Annotated in this window: 17 protein-coding genes; 8 read left to right on the top strand and 9 right to left on the bottom strand. The window is 72.5% G+C overall.

Annotation, left to right across the window (positions count from 1 at the left end; all coding sequences use genetic code 11):
* Positions 1-65: 65 nt before the first annotated feature.
* From ACZ6IM_RS10210 to ACZ6IM_RS10200, 3 genes are all read left to right on the top strand, one after another.
* Entirely contained in the window at positions 66-1592 is a 1527-nt protein-coding gene (locus tag ACZ6IM_RS10210) for an IucA/IucC family protein (protein ID WP_052837568.1), read from the top strand.
* Between the two features lie 75 nt (positions 1593-1667).
* Complete coding sequence (locus ACZ6IM_RS10205; RefSeq protein WP_052837567.1) at positions 1668-2936, top strand: VWA domain-containing protein; 1269 nt, start codon at positions 1668-1670, stop codon at positions 2934-2936.
* Complete coding sequence (locus tag ACZ6IM_RS10200; RefSeq protein WP_052837566.1) at positions 2936-3742, top strand: hypothetical protein; 807 nt, start codon at positions 2936-2938, stop codon at positions 3740-3742. Before ACZ6IM_RS10205 ends, ACZ6IM_RS10200 begins: the two co-directional genes overlap by 1 nt.
* 49 nt (positions 3743-3791) lie before the next feature.
* Here the strand turns inward: ACZ6IM_RS10200 and ACZ6IM_RS10195 are convergent, their stop codons facing one another.
* Positions 3792-4460, bottom strand: a complete 669-nt coding sequence (locus ACZ6IM_RS10195; protein ID WP_052837565.1) for a winged helix-turn-helix transcriptional regulator — start codon at positions 4458-4460, stop codon at positions 3792-3794.
* A gap of 87 nt (positions 4461-4547) precedes the next feature.
* On the opposite strand from ACZ6IM_RS10195, the gene ACZ6IM_RS10190 reads away from it, so the two are divergent.
* Genes ACZ6IM_RS10190 through ACZ6IM_RS10175 form a run of 4 tightly spaced genes read left to right on the top strand, consistent with a single transcriptional unit; the run spans position 4548 to position 7568 of the window.
* Positions 4548-5756, top strand: a complete 1209-nt coding sequence (locus tag ACZ6IM_RS10190; RefSeq protein ID WP_052837564.1) for a pyridoxal phosphate-dependent aminotransferase — start codon at positions 4548-4550, stop codon at positions 5754-5756.
* Between the two features lie 27 nt (positions 5757-5783).
* The gene (locus ACZ6IM_RS10185) at positions 5784-6383 is read left to right on the top strand and encodes a histidine phosphatase family protein (protein WP_052837563.1); all 600 of its coding nucleotides are present in this window, start codon (positions 5784-5786) and stop codon (positions 6381-6383) included.
* Between the two features lie 60 nt (positions 6384-6443).
* The gene (locus ACZ6IM_RS10180) at positions 6444-7091 is read left to right on the top strand and encodes a hypothetical protein (RefSeq protein WP_469555725.1); all 648 of its coding nucleotides are present in this window, start codon (positions 6444-6446) and stop codon (positions 7089-7091) included.
* Positions 7092-7145: 54 nt separating this feature from the next.
* On the top strand, positions 7146-7568 hold the full coding sequence (locus ACZ6IM_RS10175; protein WP_052837561.1) for an acyl-CoA thioesterase: 423 nt from the start codon (positions 7146-7148) through the stop codon (positions 7566-7568).
* Between the two features lie 265 nt (positions 7569-7833).
* Here the strand turns inward: ACZ6IM_RS10175 and ACZ6IM_RS10170 are convergent, their stop codons facing one another.
* From ACZ6IM_RS10170 to ACZ6IM_RS10135, 8 genes are all read right to left on the bottom strand, one after another.
* Positions 7834-9222, bottom strand: coding sequence for a nucleobase:cation symporter-2 family protein (locus ACZ6IM_RS10170; protein WP_052837560.1), 1389 nt, complete (start codon positions 9220-9222; stop codon positions 7834-7836).
* A gap of 251 nt (positions 9223-9473) precedes the next feature.
* Positions 9474-10862 carry an 8-oxoguanine deaminase gene (locus tag ACZ6IM_RS10165; RefSeq protein ID WP_469555722.1) on the bottom strand — a complete coding sequence of 463 codons (1389 nt, stop codon included), beginning with the start codon at positions 10860-10862 and terminating at the stop codon, positions 9474-9476.
* Between the two features lie 72 nt (positions 10863-10934).
* A complete protein-coding gene (locus tag ACZ6IM_RS10160; RefSeq protein ID WP_052837558.1) occupies positions 10935-12347 on the bottom strand; it encodes a nucleobase:cation symporter-2 family protein in 1413 nt (470 codons plus the stop codon).
* Between the two features lie 61 nt (positions 12348-12408).
* Complete coding sequence (gene pucL / locus ACZ6IM_RS10155; RefSeq protein ID WP_052837557.1) at positions 12409-13344, bottom strand: factor-independent urate hydroxylase; 936 nt, start codon at positions 13342-13344, stop codon at positions 12409-12411.
* Between the two features lie 8 nt (positions 13345-13352).
* Complete coding sequence (uraH, locus tag ACZ6IM_RS10150) at positions 13353-13754, bottom strand: hydroxyisourate hydrolase (protein WP_052837556.1); 402 nt, start codon at positions 13752-13754, stop codon at positions 13353-13355.
* A complete protein-coding gene (gene uraD, locus ACZ6IM_RS10145; protein WP_052837555.1) occupies positions 13751-14266 on the bottom strand; it encodes a 2-oxo-4-hydroxy-4-carboxy-5-ureidoimidazoline decarboxylase in 516 nt (171 codons plus the stop codon). Before uraD ends, uraH begins: the two co-directional genes overlap by 4 nt.
* Positions 14267-14415: 149 nt before the next feature.
* Positions 14416-14784, bottom strand: coding sequence for a helix-turn-helix domain-containing protein (locus ACZ6IM_RS10140; RefSeq protein ID WP_052837554.1), 369 nt, complete (start codon positions 14782-14784; stop codon positions 14416-14418).
* Positions 14781-15062, bottom strand: coding sequence for a YkoF family thiamine-binding protein (locus ACZ6IM_RS10135; protein WP_469555716.1), 282 nt, complete (start codon positions 15060-15062; stop codon positions 14781-14783). The genes ACZ6IM_RS10140 and ACZ6IM_RS10135 overlap by 4 nt, the downstream gene beginning before the upstream one ends.
* Before the next feature lie 140 nt (positions 15063-15202).
* Between ACZ6IM_RS10135 and ACZ6IM_RS10130 the strand changes: the two genes are divergently transcribed.
* Positions 15203-16042: a TIM barrel protein gene (locus ACZ6IM_RS10130; RefSeq protein ID WP_469555713.1), complete on the top strand. Its 840-nt coding sequence runs from the start codon at positions 15203-15205 to the stop codon at positions 16040-16042.
* The last annotated feature ends 12 nt before the right edge of the window (positions 16043-16054 follow it).

Below are 16054 nucleotides of genomic sequence, written 5' to 3'. Positions count from 1 at the left end.
GCCCCTGTCGGCCCTGAGCCGTGCCGCCGTGCCCGCACTCGTACCCGTACCCGAGGAGCCAGCCCGTGCATCGTCCCCCCAGCGCAGCGGCCGCGGTCGCCGACGAGGTGGCGGCCGTCCGTCCCGCTCTGGCCGCCCGGTTCTCTGCCGAGCGGCCGGGGGCCCGCGCGGCCGTGCTGTCCCGGCTCTGGCGTGCGCTCGCCTTCGAACCGCTGCCGTGGATCGAGGGGCGCGAGCGGTCCGGGGACGGACTCGTCCTGCGGCTGCGGGACGGCCGCCGGCTGACCGGACCGGCCGCAGACCCGTACCGCACGGACGCGTACGTCACGGTCGTCCGGCTGGACGAGGCCGCTTACGAGGACCCGGAGCGGCTGATGACCGACCTCGCCGTACCGCGGTCGGCGGAGTTCGCCGCCGAACTCGGGCACAGCGCCGCGTCGTTGGCGCTGTCACGGGCGGCGCAGTCCCGGACCGTGCGGGAGGGGGCGCGGGAGAATCACCCGGACGAGTGGCCGGACAGCGACTGGGGCTGGGAGCGCCGGGTGGTCGACGGTCACCCGTACCACCCGGGCTGCCGTGCGCGGCCGGGTTTCTCCGTCGCGGAGCAGCTGGCGTACGGGCCCGAGCACGGGCCGGTGGTGGAGCTGGGGCTCGTGCCGGTCCCGGCGGCGGAGTGCCTGGTGACGGGGGTGTGGCCGCGGGAACTGCGGGACGGGGCGCGGCTGCTGGTCCCGGTGCATCCGTGGCAGGCCGCGCATGTGCTCAAGCGCTCGTGCGAGGCCGGGCCCGCCGCCCGTCCGCTGATGTCCCTGCGGACCCTCGCCGTGCCCGGCTCACTGCACGTGAAGACCGCGCTGAGTGCCCGGCTGACGTCCTCGGTGCGGGACATCTCGGTGGCCTCGGTCGCCGCCTCGGCGGACCTGTCGGCGTTCGGGGAGCGGCTGGCGGCGCGCCTGGACGGCCTGCTCCACGTGACCCGCACACCGGGTGCGGCCACCGCCCACTCCCCCGACCTGGCCGCCGTACTGCGCGAGTCGCCCCGGGTGTACGCCGCGCCCGGCGAGCACGTCGTCCCGGTGGCGGCGCTGGCGACCACCGGGCTGCCGCGCTCCGCCGCGTGGCTCGCCGCCTTCGCCCGTCTCGCGCTCACCGTCGGGCTGCGCGCGCTGGAGCTGGGCGTGGCGCTGGAGGCCCACGGCCAGAACCTCCTGGTCGTGCTGTCCGCGACGGGCGACCCGCTGCGCCTGGTCTACCGCGACCTGGCCGACATCCGCGTCTCCCCGGCCCGCCTGGCCCGGCACGGGATCGCCGCCGCCGGTCTGCCCGCCCGGATCCTCACCGACGAACCGGTCGCGCTGCGGCGGAAGTCGTTCGGTTCGCTGGTGGGCGGCGCGCTGGCCGCGACGGCCGGTTCGGGCCCGGCGCTGCGCGAGGCCCTGGAGACGGTGGCAGCCGAACTGCCCCGCACGCAGGACACCGTGGCCCTGCGCGAGGAGCCACTGCCGGTGAAGGCGCTGACGGCGATGCGGACTTCGCCGGCAAGGACCGGGGATCTGTGGACGGAGCTGCCCAATCCGCTGCGGTGGGGGTGAAGTCGGGGCGTCGGCGCGGTTCGTCGGCGCGGTCTCGTTTTGGAGCCCGGCACCACTGATCAATAAGATCCGCCGATGATCACAAGAACACGGCTGGCGGCGGGTGCCTGTGCCCTGCTCGCCGCGCTGGCGGCCGGGACGGCGTTCCCGGCCGGGGCGAGCGCCGGTGAACCCACGGGTGAGGACGCGCCGAAGGTCGACCTCGTGCTCGACGTCAGCGGTTCGATGCGGACGCGGGACATCGACGGCGGTACGCGCATGGCGGCGGCGAAGCAGGCGTTCAACGAGGTGCTCGACGCGACGCCGGAAGAGGTGCAGTTGGGCATCCGGACGCTCGGCGCGGACTACCCGGGCGACGACCGCAAGACCGGCTGCAAGGACACCGCGCAGCTCTACCCGGTCGGCCCGCTGGACCGCACCGAGGCGAAGACGGCGGTGGCGACCCTGTCGCCGACGGGCTGGACGCCGATCGGGCCCGCGCTGCTCAAGGCGGCCGACGACCTCGACGGCGGCGACGGTTCCAAGCGGATCGTGCTGATCAGCGACGGCGAGGACACCTGCGCCCCGCTGGACCCGTGCGAGGTGGCCCGCGAGATCGCGGCCAAGGGCATCGGGCTGACCATCGACACGCTGGGCCTGGTCCCCAACACCAAGATGCGGCAGCAGCTCAGCTGCATCGCCGAGGCGACCGGCGGCACGTACACCTCGGTCGAGCACACCGAGGAACTGACCGACAAGGTCAACCAGTTGGTGGACCGGGCGGCCGACCCGGTGGTGACGCCGGTGGCCACCGAGGGCGCGGACGCGTGCGCGAAGGCGCCGACGCTCGAGTCGGGGCTGTACACCGACCGCGAGGAGTTCGGACAGCAGCGCTGGTACCGGGTGGACGTCGAGCCGGGGCAGGAGCTGCGCGCCTCGGTGAGCGTGGGCGCCGACCGGGCCGTGAACCCGTCCTACGGGGTGCTGCTGCGGGCGGTGACCGTGCACGGCCGGGAGATCGTGCGCGGTGAGGCGGCGGGCAACGGCCGCACCGACGTGCTCTCGACAGGCCTGCGGTACCCGAAGGCGGAGAGCGACGACGACGATGACGCGACGGCCGAGGCCGTGTGTCTTCAGGTGACCAACTCCTTCTCCGTCGCCTCCGGTGTGAAGACCACGCCCGGTCTGCCGCTGGAGCTGACCGTCGACGTCGTGGACGGTCCGGGCGACTCCGACGACGTGGCCGCCTTCGGCCTCGGCCGCGGCTGGTGGCTGCTCGGACTGCTGGTGCTGGTCGGCTTCGTCGCCGGTCTGCTGTGGGGCTGGCTCTCGCGCTGGCGGTTCGCGATCTGGAGGACCAACTGATGCGATTCACCCGAGCGTTGAGCGCGGCCGTGGTGCTGCTCGGCCTCGCCGCGGCTCCCGCGGCGGCCGACTCCTCGCCCTCCGCGAGCCCTTCGGGGGACGGTGACGCGCCGACCGCGGCGGGCACGTCCTTCCGTACGGCGGCCGAGTTCGAGCAGGGGGAGGTGGCCACGGCGCACGGCGCCGCGGGCGACTACCTGTACTGGTCGTTCCCGGCCGACGCCGGGCAGCGGCCCACCGTGAAGGCCACGGTGAAGCTGCCCGAGACGCACGCCGCCCAGACCTGGCGGGTGGACGTGTACGACGGTCTGCGCCGCCGCCAGGCCTGCCAGTGGGGCGCCCAGGCCCGCACCGCGCGGTCCGGCACCTCCTCCGTCGAGCTGGCCTGCGTCCTGCGCACCGTGCGCGCCTGGACCGAGCCGTGGGCCAACGACCCGCTGCCGGGCACCTATTACGTCCGGCTGACGGCGGTGAACGTGCCGACCTCCGACCTCGGCGTGCCGGTCTCCGCCGAGGTCCGGGTGGACTCCAAGGACATCGGCGGCGCCGCGGCGGTGGACGGTTCGCTGGCCGAGCCGCTGGTGCCGGGCATCGCGGTGACGTCCGGCGCGGGCGAGGACGGCGAGGAGGAGCGCGGTGCCGTGCTGTCGGCCATCGAGCCGGACGACGGCTGGTCGTCGGGCTGGTGGTCGGACCGCTGGGTGTGGAGCGGGATCGGGGCCGTGCTGGCCGCGCTCGCGGGCATCGGCGGTTACGCGCTGACCCGGGGTTCGGGACGGCCGTCCCGGGTGCCGCCGGGCGCCTGACCGGTTCCCGCGGGGCCCGCCCGTCCCGCCGGGCGGGCCCCGCGGCGTTTCAGCCCTCCCGCAGCGCCTTGGCCGCCGTGCCGTCACCGGTCACCTCGACGCGGCCGGCGCGCACCGCCTCCCGCAGGCCGATCTCGCCGCGCCCGAGGGCCGCGCACGTCGCGGCGTCCAGCACGAGCCGGGCGTCGGGCTCCCCGGGCGCGGCCCCCTCGCCGTACACGGGCCCCTCCGCCGGGCCGTCCGCCGGGCCCGCCGCCGCGGCGGCGTACAGGTGGAACTCCCCCTCCTCCAGCCTGACTTCGACCAGCCCCTGCCCCGCCCCCGCCTCCCGCAGGGCCCGCAGCAGGGGCAGGGCGAACCAGTGCGCGCGTACGGCGTCCGTGGGCCGCCGCTCCTCCAGCTCGCCGGCGCCCCACGCGCCCAGCGCCTCCAGCACGGGCAGCAGACCGCGTCCCCGCGCGGTGAGTTCGTAGACGTACGCGGCGCCGGGCGGGGGCAGCCGGCGCCTGGTCGTCAGTCCCTCGCGCTCCATGTCCTTGAGCCGCGAGGCGAGTACGTCCGTGCTGACGCCGGGCAGGTCGGCGTGCAGGTCGGTGTAGCGCCGCGGACCGGCGAGCAGCTCCCGGACGATCAGCAGGGTCCAGCGGTCGCCGACGGCGTCGAGCGCGCGGGCGGCGGAACAGTACTGGTCGTAGCTACGGCGAGGGCGAGGTGACATGCGACGCAGTGTAGACAAGTTGTTGGACTTTCCAAGCTGCTACTTGGTAAAACCAAGCAACACCAGATTCCGGAGGGGAAGCCGCGCATGGAGTTCCGGCAGTCGAACAAGCTCAGCGAGGTCTGTTACGAGATCCGCGGCCCGGTCATCGAGCACGCCAACGCGCTGGAGGAGGCGGGGCACAGCGTGCTGCGCCTGAACACCGGCAACCCCGCCCTCTTCGGGTTCGAGGCGCCGGAGGAGATCGTCCAGGACATGATCCGCATGCTGCCGCGGGCGCACGGCTACACGGACTCGCGCGGCGTCCTCTCCGCCCGCCGCGCCGTCGCCCAGCGCTACCAGGCCCTCGGCCTGGAGGTGGACGTGGACGACGTCTTCCTCGGCAACGGCGTCTCGGAGCTGATCTCCATGGCCGTACAGGCCCTGCTGGAGGACGGCGACGAGGTCCTGATCCCCGCCCCCGACTTCCCCCTCTGGACGGCGGTGACCACCCTCGCGGGCGGCAAGGCGGTGCACTACCTCTGCGACGAGCAGGCGGAGTGGTACCCCGACCTGGCCGACATGGAGGCGAAGATCACCGACCGCACCAAGGCGGTCGTCATCATCAACCCCAACAACCCCACCGGCGCCGTCTACCCCAAGGAGATCGTCGAGGGCATCCTCGACCTCGCCCGCCGGCACGGCCTGATGGTCTTCGCCGACGAGATCTACGACCAGATCCTGTACGACGACGCCGTGCACCACTCGGCCGCGTCCCTCGCCCCCGACCTGGTGGTGCTGACCTTCTGCGGCCTGTCCAAGACGTACCGGGTGGCGGGCTTCCGCTCCGGCTGGCTGGTGGTGACCGGGCCGAAGCAGCACGCGAGGGACTACCTGGAGGGCCTGACCATGCTGGCCTCCATGCGCCTGTGCGCCAACGCGCCCGCCCAGTACGCCATCCAGGCCGCGCTCGGCGGCCGCCAGTCCATCCGCGAACTGACGGCCCCCGGCGGACGGCTGCACGAACAGCGGGACGTGGCCTGGGAGAAGCTGAACGAGATCCCCGGCGTCTCCTGCGTCAAGCCCAAGGGCGCGCTCTACGCGTTCCCGCGCATCGACCCGGCCGTCCACAGGATCCACGACGACGAGCGGTTCGTCCTGGACCTGCTGCTGCGGGAGAAGATCCAGGTCGTCCAGGGCACCGGCTTCAACTGGCCGAGCCCGGACCACTTCCGCATCCTGACGCTGCCCCACGCGGAGGACCTGGAGGCGGCGATCGGCCGCATCGGGCGCTTCCTGAGCGGCTACCGGCAGTAGCCGGGCCCTCGGTCGTAGCCTGGGGGCATGGGTGATCTTTTTCTGGTCCGGCACGGTGAGACCGAGTGGTCGCGCTCCGGGCGGCACACCGGGCTGACGGACGTCCCGCTGACCGAGAAGGGGCGGGAGCAGGCTCGGAGCCTGGTGCCCCTGATCCGGTCGCACCGGATCGGGGCCGCCTTCGTCAGCCCCTTCCAGCGGGCCCGGGAGACGGCCGAGCTGATCGGGCTGCACGAGGTGCGTATCGAGCCGGACCTGCACGAGTGGGACTACGGCGGCTACGAGGGGATCACGACCGTCGAGATCCACCGCAGCCGGCCGGACTGGTTCCTGTTCACGGACGGGGTCGCGCCCGGACCGCCGGACCACCCCGGGGAGACCCCCGAGCAGGTGGGTGAGCGGGCCGACCGGGTGCTGGCCACGGTGGAGGCCGCGTTCGCCAACACCGAGGGGTGCGTGGTGCTGGTGGCGCACGGGCACTTCCTGCGGGTGCTGACCGCCCGGCACCTGGGCCTTCCGCCGTCGCAGGGGGCACTGTTCCAGCTGGGCACGGGCACGCTGTGCCGGCTGGGCACGGAACACGGGCGGCCGGTGATCGCCGCCTGGAATGTCAGACCCCCGTCGTAGTCTTCGGAGGTGGCCTTCGAAGCGGCCGCGCGGGAGAGCGCCGGGGGAAGGAGGGACGCCGTGGCACTGTCGCCCACCGCCGCGCAACGGCGTGTCATCGACGCCGCCGATCCCGTCACCGGACGGCTGCGGGGTACGCCGGCCCAGCTCGCGGCGCTGGTGAAGCGGGGGCTCGCCTTCCGGCATCCGCGCCCGCCGCACGACCACTTCCTGACCCCGGCGGGGCACCGGATCCGGGAGGCGGCCGACGCGCCGGAGGAGCCGAAGGCACCGGAGCCCGCCGGAGCCCCGGCCGCCGAGGGTGTGTTCGCCGCGCGGGTCGGCGGGGAGGACACCGCCCCGGGCGACGCGGGCCCCGCGCGGCTGCGGGAGGTGCGCGGCGCCTGGCAGGGGCTGCTGGAGCTGCGCCGGATGACCCACCCCGACGGGAGCACGGACCGGCCGTGCGCGTGGGAGCGGTCGCATCTCGTGCGGGCCGCCGCGCTCGCCCTGGAGGCGGCCGGGCACCGTCCGGCCGGACCGGACGGCGACGACGGATACCGGGTGCGGGCGACGCCGCAGCCCGAGGCGGTCGCCGTGTACGAAGGCGACGGCGCCGCGCTGCGGGAGTGCGCGGCCACGCTGGAGCGGGCGGGCTGGCAGACCGGGGAGCACACCGAGCCGCGCACGCGGGCCCGTTACCTGCTGGCCTCCCCGCGGAAGGTGTGACGCCCGCATGCCAGGATCGGTCCGTCCGTACGTGTGCGAGGAGAGGCAGCAGCCGTGAGCGAACCGTTCTCCGTTCCCGTGACCGTCCGCGGGTACGAGACCGACACCCAGGGCCACCTGAACCAGTCCGTGTACCTGAACTACGCGGAGCACGCCCGCTGGTCGCTGCTCCAGGCGGCCGGTATCCGGCAGGCGGACCTGGTGGCCCGCGGGCTCGGACCGGTGGCCCTGGAGACGACCATCCGGTTCCGGCGGGAGCTGCTCGCCGGTGACGAGACCACGGTGACCTGCGCGTTCGAGTGGGGTACGGGCAAGACCTTCCGGATCCGGCAGCTCATCACCAAGACGGACGGCACGCTCGCCGCCGAGGTCGAGGGCGTCGGCGGGCTGATGGACCTGACGGAGCGCAGGCTGGTGCCGGACCCGAGGCAGCGCTTCAAGGAACTGGCGGCGCGGCCCGAGCTGTTCGGGCTGTAGCCCCGGTACGGCCGCGTCAGGCGTCGGTCAGCTCCGGGGCTGGCGCCCGGTGTCAAAGGCCGCGCGCGCATCGGCGATGTAGTGCCGGTTTGCGCTCGGCCCAGTCCGTCAGCTGTTGTGGCCCCGACCGGGACCGCGCCGGCAGGGCCGAAGCACGGTGCCCGGCGAGACCGCGGCGCACCGGACCGGGGGCGCGGGCAGGGGGCCGGTGTCTCTGTTCGGAGGTGCCGGCCCCCTGCCCGCGGTGGCGCGTCGGACGCGTGGGTCACGGCATCGCGGCGGCCCGGGAGGACTCGGTGATCTCGTCGCCCGCCTCCATCGGGTGGGTGACGTCCTCGGCGTCGCGTTCGCGGCCGCCGATGTGGTTGAAGACGAGGTTGAGCAGGACCGCGGCCACGCAGCCGGTCGAGATGCCCGAGTCGAGGATGATCCTCGCGTTCTCCGGGAACGAGTGGTAGAACTCCGGCGCCGCGATCGGGATGATGCCGACGGCCAGGGAGACCGCCACGATCAGTACGTTGTTGTCCTTGTCCAGGCTCGCCCGGACCAGGGTCTGGATGCCGCTGGCCGCGACCGAGCCGAAGAGGACCACGCCGGCGCCGCCCAGGACCGGGCGCGGGACGACGGCGATCAGCGACGCCGCCATCGGGCACAGGCCCATCAGGACCAGGAAGCCGCCGCCGACCGCGACGACGTAGCGACTGCGGATCTTCGTCATCGCGACCAGCCCGATGTTCTGGGCGAAGGCGCTGCACATGAAGCCGTTGAAGACCGGGCTGAGGGCCGAGCCCAGGGTGTCGGCGCGCAGTCCGGCCGCGATGGTCTTCTCGTCGGCCGGGCGGTCCACGATCTCGCCGAGGGCGAGCATGTCGGCCGTGGACTCGGTCATCGAGACCACCATCACCACGCACATGGAGACGATCGCGGCGATCTGGAACTGCGGGGCGCCGAAGTGGAACGGCGTCGGGAAGCCGACGACGTCCGCGTCCGCGACCGGACCGAAGTCCGTGACGCCGAACGGGATGGCGACCAGCGTGCCCGCGATCAGGCCGAGCAGCACGGCGATCTGCTTGACGAAGCCGCGGGTGAAGCGGCGCAGGAGCAGGACGATGACGAGCGTGATGGCGGCCAGGCCCAGGTTGGTCGACGAGCCGTAGTCGTCGGCCGTGGGGCTCGGGCCCTGTGCCCAGCCGAAGGCGACGGGCAGCAGGGATATGCCTATCAGGGTGATGACGGTGCCGGTGACGACCGGCGGGAAGAAGCGGATCGCCTTGCTGAAGAAGGGGGCCGCTATGAAACCGAGAAGTCCGGCGACGATGACGGCGCCGAAGATGATCGGCAGCGCGTCGGACTTGTCGTCGGTGGAGGCGACGACGGCGGTCATGGGGGCGACACCGGCGAAGGTGACGCCGTTGACGAAGGGCAGCCGGGCGCCGATCTTCCAGATGCCCAGCGTCTGGAGGAAGGTCGCCAGGCCCGCGGTGAACAGGCAGGCGCCGGTGAGGAAGGTCAGCTCGGTGGCGCTCAGGCCGATGGCCGCGCCGACGATCAGGGGCGGGGCGACGACCCCGGCGTACATGGCGGCCACGTGTTGCAGGCCGGTCGTCGCCATCTTGAGTGGCGGGAGTTTCTCGTCAACAGGGTGGTCGGCCACGGCGGCGTTCCTCCGGTCGTTTACACGTCGACTCTGACGTGGGTGTCAGGGAGGTGGTGCAGGTGCTGGTCGTGCGGGACCGGGACGGTCCGTTCGGGGGAACGGGCGACCGCTCCGGGGCGTGCGCGCAGGGGCGCACGCCCCGGAGTAGGCCACCGTGGACCCCGCTCGGGTCCACGGTTACCGGCCGGGAGCCGTCCCTCCCGGCCGGAGATCAAGTGGTGTTCTGTTGTACGGGTGTGGCGCGGCGCTCAGCCCGTCGCGGCGATCCGCGCCAGCCGCCGGGCCTCGTCCCGGGTGGAGCGGGCGAGGGCGTCCTCGTCGACCGTGAGCAGCCTGCCGTCCTCGACGATCTGCCGTCCGTTCACGAACGACGCCGTGACCGGGGCGGGGGCGCCGAAGACCAGGGCGGTCACCGGGTCGGCGATCGAGGAGTGGGCGAGGGTGTCCATCCGCCACAGCACCAGGTCGGCGAGCTTGCCCGGCTCCAGCGAGCCGGTCTCGGCGGCCCGGCCCAGGACCCGGGCGCCGCCGTGGGTGCCCAGGCGCAGCGTCTTGCGGGCGTCCAGCGCGGCCTCGCGGTGGGCGCCGAGACGGTTGATCAGCAGGGCGCCCCGCAGCTCGGTGTGGAGTTCGCCGGACTCGTTGGAGGCGGTGCCGTCGACGCCGAGGCCGACCGGGACGCCGGCGGCGAGCAGGTCGGGGACCCGGGCGATGCCCGCGGCCAGGCGGGCGTTGGAGGAGGGGCAGTGGGCTACGCCGGTGCCGGTACGGGCGAAGGCGGCGATGTCGGAGTCGTTCATGTGGACGCAGTGCGCCATCCACACGTCCTCGCCGAGCCAGCCGGTGGACTCGAAGTAGTCGGTCGGGCCCATGCCGAACAGCTCGTGGCAGAACTTCTCCTCCTCCACGGTCTCCGAACCGTGGGTGTGCAGCCGCACCCCGAGCCGGCGGCCCAGCTCGGCGCCCTGGCGCATCAGTTCGGTGGAGACGGAGAAGGGCGAGCAGGGCGCGACGGCGACCTGGGTCATCGCGTCGAAGGAGGAGTCGTGGTGCTCCCTGACGGTGGACTCGGTGGCGGCGAGCGCGTCGTCGAGGCTCTCCACCGCGAAGTCCGGCGGCAGCCCGCCGTCGGACTCGCCGCGGTCCATGGAGCCGCGGGCGAGGGTGAAACGGACGCCCGTCTCGCGGGCGGCGCGGATGATCGCACCGGACAGGTCGCCGGCGCCGCGCGGGTGGATGTAGTGGTGGTCCGCGGCGGTGGTGACGCCGCCGCGGGCCATCATGGCGAGGGAGCCCTGGGCCGCCGTGTACGCCATCGGCTCGTCGATGCGCGCCCAGGTCGGGTACAGGGCGACCAGCCAGTCGAACAGGTTGTGGTCGGTGGCCAGGCCCCGGGTGAGCCACTGGTAGAAGTGGTGGTGGGTGTTGATCAGTCCGGGGGTGACCAGGTGTCCGGTCCCGTCGATCCGGCGTACGACGTTCTCCAGGTCCGCGGGTGCCCCGCCCGCGCCGACGGACTCGATGCGGTTGCCGGCGAGCACGACGTGGCCGGAGGCGTACTCGGTGCCGTCCGCGTCCACGGTGGCGATCGCACAGTTCTCGATGACGGTGCGTCCGTCTGCCGATGCTGCTGCCATGCTGCTTCCTTGCCTTTCGGTGGGGCCCGTGGGCGGGGAGTCGGGTACCCACGGGGAGGGCACGGCAGGACCCTAGGAGGATTTGAGTGCCGGAACCGTGCCGCGGCTCCGGGTGCCGAGGTGGTGGAAGAACAGGTTGAGGGCGACCGCGACGATCGCTCCGGCGCTGATGCCGGAGCCCAGTACGGTCTGCGCCCAGGCGGGGAACTCGGCGTAGAAGGTCGGCGCCGCCAGCGGGATGATGCCCGCGCCGAGCGCCACGGCGACCAGGATGATGTTGGAGCTGTCGTCGAGTCCGGCCTCGGAGAGCGTACGGATGCCGCTGACGGCGATCGAGCCGAAGAGCACGATGCCCGCGCCGCCCAGGACCGGCATCGGGACCAGTGAGACGACCGCGCCGAGGACCGGGAAGGCGCCGAGGACGAGCAGGGTGGCGCCGGCGACGGCGACGACGTAGCGGCTGCGTACCCGGGTGAGGGAGACGACGCCGACGTTCTGGGCGAAGGCGGAGGTGGGGAAGCCGCCGAAGACGGGGCCGACCAGCGTGGCGAGGCCGTCGGTGCGCAGCCCGCGGGTGATGACCTTGGCGTCGGCGCGGCGGTCGCAGATCTCGCCGAGGGCGAGCATGCCGGCGCTGGACTCGGTCATCAGGACCAGCATCACGATGCACAGCGACAGGATGGCCGCGGGCTGGAACTCGGGGGCGCCGAAGGCGAAGGGCGTGGGCAGCGCGGCGACCGGCGCCGACTTCAGGGCGCCGAAGTCGGCCATGCCGAAGGGGATGGCGGCCAGGGTGCCGATCAACAGGCCGAAGAGCAGAGCGACTTGCTTGACGAAGCCCTTGCCGAAGCGCTGGATGACCAGGATGACTGCGAGGGTGAAGGCGGCGAGCGCGAGGTTGCGCATCGAGCCGAAGTCGGCGGCGGTCTTGTCGCCGCCCTGGGCCCAGCCGACCGGGACTGGCATCAGCGTGACGCCGATGAGGGTGATGACGACGCCCGTGACCAGCGGCGGGAAGAAGCGCAGGAGTCTGCCGAAGAACGGGCCGACGGCGAGGCAGAAGACACCGGCGACCATCACCGCGCCGTAGACGGCGGGGAGTTGGCTGCCCTTGGCGTTGGTCTCGACGATGGCGAGGATGGGCGCGATGCCGGCCGAGGAGGCGGCGTTGACGAACGGCAGGCGGTTGCCGACGAAGCCCTTGACGCCGAGGGTCTGGAGCAGGGTGGCGACGCCCGCGATGAGCAGCGAGGCCGCGATCAGCCGGGTGCGGCCCTCCAGGTCGAGTCCGCAGGCCTGGCCGATGATGAGCGGAGGAGTGACGACGCCCGCGTACATGGCGGCGATGTGCTGGAGCGCGGCGGGGACGAGCCGCGAGGGGTGGAGCTTCTCGTCCACCGGATGCACGGACGTGACGGCGTCCTCGGTGTGCACGGGTGGGGTGGAACGCGGGCCTGTGGCGGGCCCTTTCGCAGGCAGTGCCATGGTGTTTCCTCCGGTGTGGCGCGCCACCGGCCCCGGGGGGACCGGTGGCGCGCGTCCCGCGTCAGAGGTTGGTCATGTCGACCGGGATGAGTTGCTCGGCGCCGTCGCGCAGGATGGTGGCCTCGATCAGGCCGTAGGGGCGGTCGGCGGCGTAGTACACGGCGCCGTCCTTGGCCTCGTTGTCGATCCCGAAGGGCGACAGGTCCGAGCGGAAGTGGTGCTTGTTGGGCATCGAGAAGCGGATCTCGTCGACCTCGTCGCGGGAGTTGAGCACCCGCACACCCATCTCGAAGAGGGTCTGCTGGAGCGAGTACGAGTAGGTCTCGGCGAACGCCTGGAGCGCGTGCTTGCGCACCCCGCCGTAGGAGCGGTCCCAGTCGGGGGCGTGCGAGTCGATGCCGTCCCAGTTGTGCCGCCACCAGGTGGAGACGGTGGTGGCCAGGATGCGGTCGTGGTCCTCCGGCAGGGTCGTGTACTTGTCCTTGAGGAAGCCGAAGAACTCGGAGTTGGTCGAGTTCAGGACGGTCAGGTCCTTGAAGCCGGAGAGCACCTGGATGCCGTGGCCGTCGTAGGTGATCTGCGCGACGCGGGTCTCCTGGCCGGTGCGGACGAAGGAGTGCGCGATCTCGTCCGCGCCGACGAAGCGGGCGCCGCCCTTCGACGTCTCGATCCGCTCCCAGCCGTACTCCTCGATGCGGATGCGGGCCCGGTGGATCGGCTCGTTGTTGTCCACGAAGTGGCGGGCGAGCTTGACGCCGAGGTCCTCGGCGCTCTCGATCCCGTGCTCCTTGGCGAAGGCGAACACCGTGTTCTTGGTGGTGTCGGTCGGCAGGACGTTGGCGTTGGAACCGCTGCGGTGGACCTCCTCCATGTCGCCGGACAGGGCGACGGAGACGTTCAGGTCCTTGATGTGGTGCGTGTCGCCGTCACGCGTGATCTTGACGACGCGGTTCTCTGCCTTGCCGTACTGGTTCTGTCCCAGGACGAAACGGGTCATGGTGTCGGTCAGCTCCCTCGGTAAACGGAGTAGCCGAACGGGTTGAGCAGCAGCGGAACGTGGTAGTGCTCGCCGGGCACCACCGCGAAGGTGATGGTGACCTCGGGGAAGAACACGGGCCGGCCGTTCTCGCTGTCCCGGAGCGCGGGGGCGTCCTGCTGGGCCGCGGCTTGTTTCTTGGCGAAGTACGTCTCGGTGTCGAAGTCGAGCCGTACGTGGGTGGTGCCCTCCGGCAGGGCCGGGAGGTCCTTGCACCGGCCGTCGGCGTCGGTCGCGGAGCCGCCGAGCGTCTGCCATTCCCCCTCGCGGCCCGTACGGGCGGCGAGCTGGACGGAGACGTCCCCGGCGGGGCGGCCGGCGCTGGTGTCCAGGATGTGCGTGGACACGGAGGCGGTGGTGCTGGTGCTCATGGTCGGGCGTCCTGTTCGACGAGTCGGGTCAGGCGGATGCGGTTGATCTTCCCCAGTTCGGTGCGGACGATCTCCCGCTCCTGCTCGGGCGAGTTCCCGATCCGCTCCTTGACCGCGTCGCGCATCTGCTCCCCGGTCCGGCCGGTGGCGCAGATGAGGAAGACGTGGCCGAACTTCTCCTGGTAGGCCAGGTTCAGTTCGAGCATCTCCGCCTTGAGTTCCTCGGCGGCGCCGGCCATGCCCGCCTGTTCGCGGGACGAGGTCGGGTCGCCCGGCTTGGGGCGGCCGATCGGCGGGTGTCCGGCCATCGCCTCGGCGAGGTCCTCGGCGCTCAGCCCGGCCATGGCGGCGTCGCTGGCGGCGTACAGGTCCTCGGGGGTGGCGAAGGGGCGGGCGGCGAGCAGTTGCCGGGCCCACGCCGTGGAGGCGCACGCCTCGTGGAGTTCGGCGCGTGCCGAGGACTCCTCGAGGGCGTTGAAGCGGGCCAGGCCCGACGCGGAAGTGGACGTCACGGGAGCCTCCGTGGCCTTGTGCTGAGCGGGCGTGCCGATAGCTAACGCGCTCGGAAACAAGCCGTCAACACTTTGTTGAAAATTCGGGGTCAGAAAAGCCGCCGCCCGGTTACCGGACGGCGGCTTCACACGCGAAGGAACCGTGCAGGTCAGGTGCCCTTCTCGCGGTTGAGGTAGTTGTACACCGTGAAGCGGCTGACGCCGAGGGCACTCGCGACGGTCTCCACGCCGTGTCGCACGGCGAAGGCGCCGCGCGCCTCCAGGGCCCGGACGACCTCCTGCTTGGTACGGCGGTCCAGCTCGGCCAGCGGCCTGCCCCGCCGGCGCTCCATGGCGGCCAGGATGTGGTCCAGGGAGTCGGCGAGCTGGGGCAGGCGTACGGCGACGACGTCGACGCCCTCCCAGGAGAGCACGACGTCCTCCACACCGGCCTCGTCCGGCGGCAGCATCTCGCCGCCCATGGCGTCGACCAGCGGCTTGACGGCGGCGATGAACGGCTCCTCGGCCGGGCCGGTCACCGGCCGCCCGTCCCTTCGGCGTCTTCCCCTCCGGCACCGTCCCCGACCACGTTGACCTGGAGCGAGATCCGGGTGGCGCCGGCCTCCAGGGAGCGGCGCAGCAGCGCGTCCACGGCGGTGAGCACCCGGTCGGCACCGCCCTCGGCGGTGTTGCCGAACGGGCCGACGTCGACCGCGTCCAGCTCGGCGGCCTCGACGACCTCCCGGGCCACCACCGCGTGGGCGGGCGCCTCGTCCAGGTCGAAGGGCTCGGTCGTGAACTCCACTCTCAATCGCACGCGGTCAACCTAACGCGGGGTGACCGCATTGCGCCGCCCCCTCTTGACAAGGCCCGCACTCCCCCGGCAATCTTCCATTAAGCAGAAAAAAACTTCCGTAATACGGAAACACCTTCGAGCGGAAGGGAGCGCGGCACCCGATGGGATTCGCAGACCAGCGCTTCAACGTCAACCTGTCGATCCTCTACACGGAACTCCCGCTCCTGGAGCGTCCCGCGGCCGCCGCCGCGGCCGGCTTCACCGCGGTCGAGCTGTGGTGGCCGTGGATCGACTCGCCCACCCCCGAGCAGTCCGAGCTCGACGCCCTGAAGTCGGCCATCGAGGACGCGGGCGTCCGGCTCACCGGCCTGAACTTCTACGCCGGGCGGCTGCCCGGACCCGACCGCGGCGCGCTGTCGATCCCCGGCGAGGAGTCGGACCGCTTCCGCGCCAACATCGACGTGGCCGCCGACTTCGCGCAGTCACTGGGCTGCACGGCCCTCAACGCCCTCTACGGCAACCGCGTCGAGGGTGTGGACCCGGCCGACCAGGACCGGCTCGCGCTGGAGAACCTGGTCCTGGCGGCCCGCGCGGCCGACCGGATCGGCGCGATCCTCCTGATCGAGGCGCTCAACGAACCCGAGTCGCCGCTGTACCCGCTGGTGTCGGCGCCGGCCGCGATCGCGGTCGTGGACAAGGTCAACGAGGCCACCGGGCTCGGCAACGCCAAGTTCCTCATGGACCTCTACCACCTGTCCATGAACGGCGAGGACCTGCCGCAGGTGATCGACGCGTACGCCGCGAAGACCGGCCACGTGCAGATCGCCGACAACCCCGGCCGCGGCGCCCCGGGCACGGGCTCCCTCCCGCTGGAGGACCTGCTCGACCGCCTGGGGAAGGCCGGCTACGACGGCTGGGTCGGCCTGGAGTACAAGCCCGGCGACGACCCCAGCGGCCAGTCCTTCTCCTGGCTGCCGGCCGAGGCCCGCGCGGCCCGCTGAGCGCCACCCCGC

The sequence above is a fragment of the Streptomyces sp. NPDC042336 genome (genome assembly GCF_055581985.1).
The sequence above is the reverse complement of the archived record's forward strand: the minus strand, read 5'-3'. Positions and strand labels throughout refer to the sequence as shown.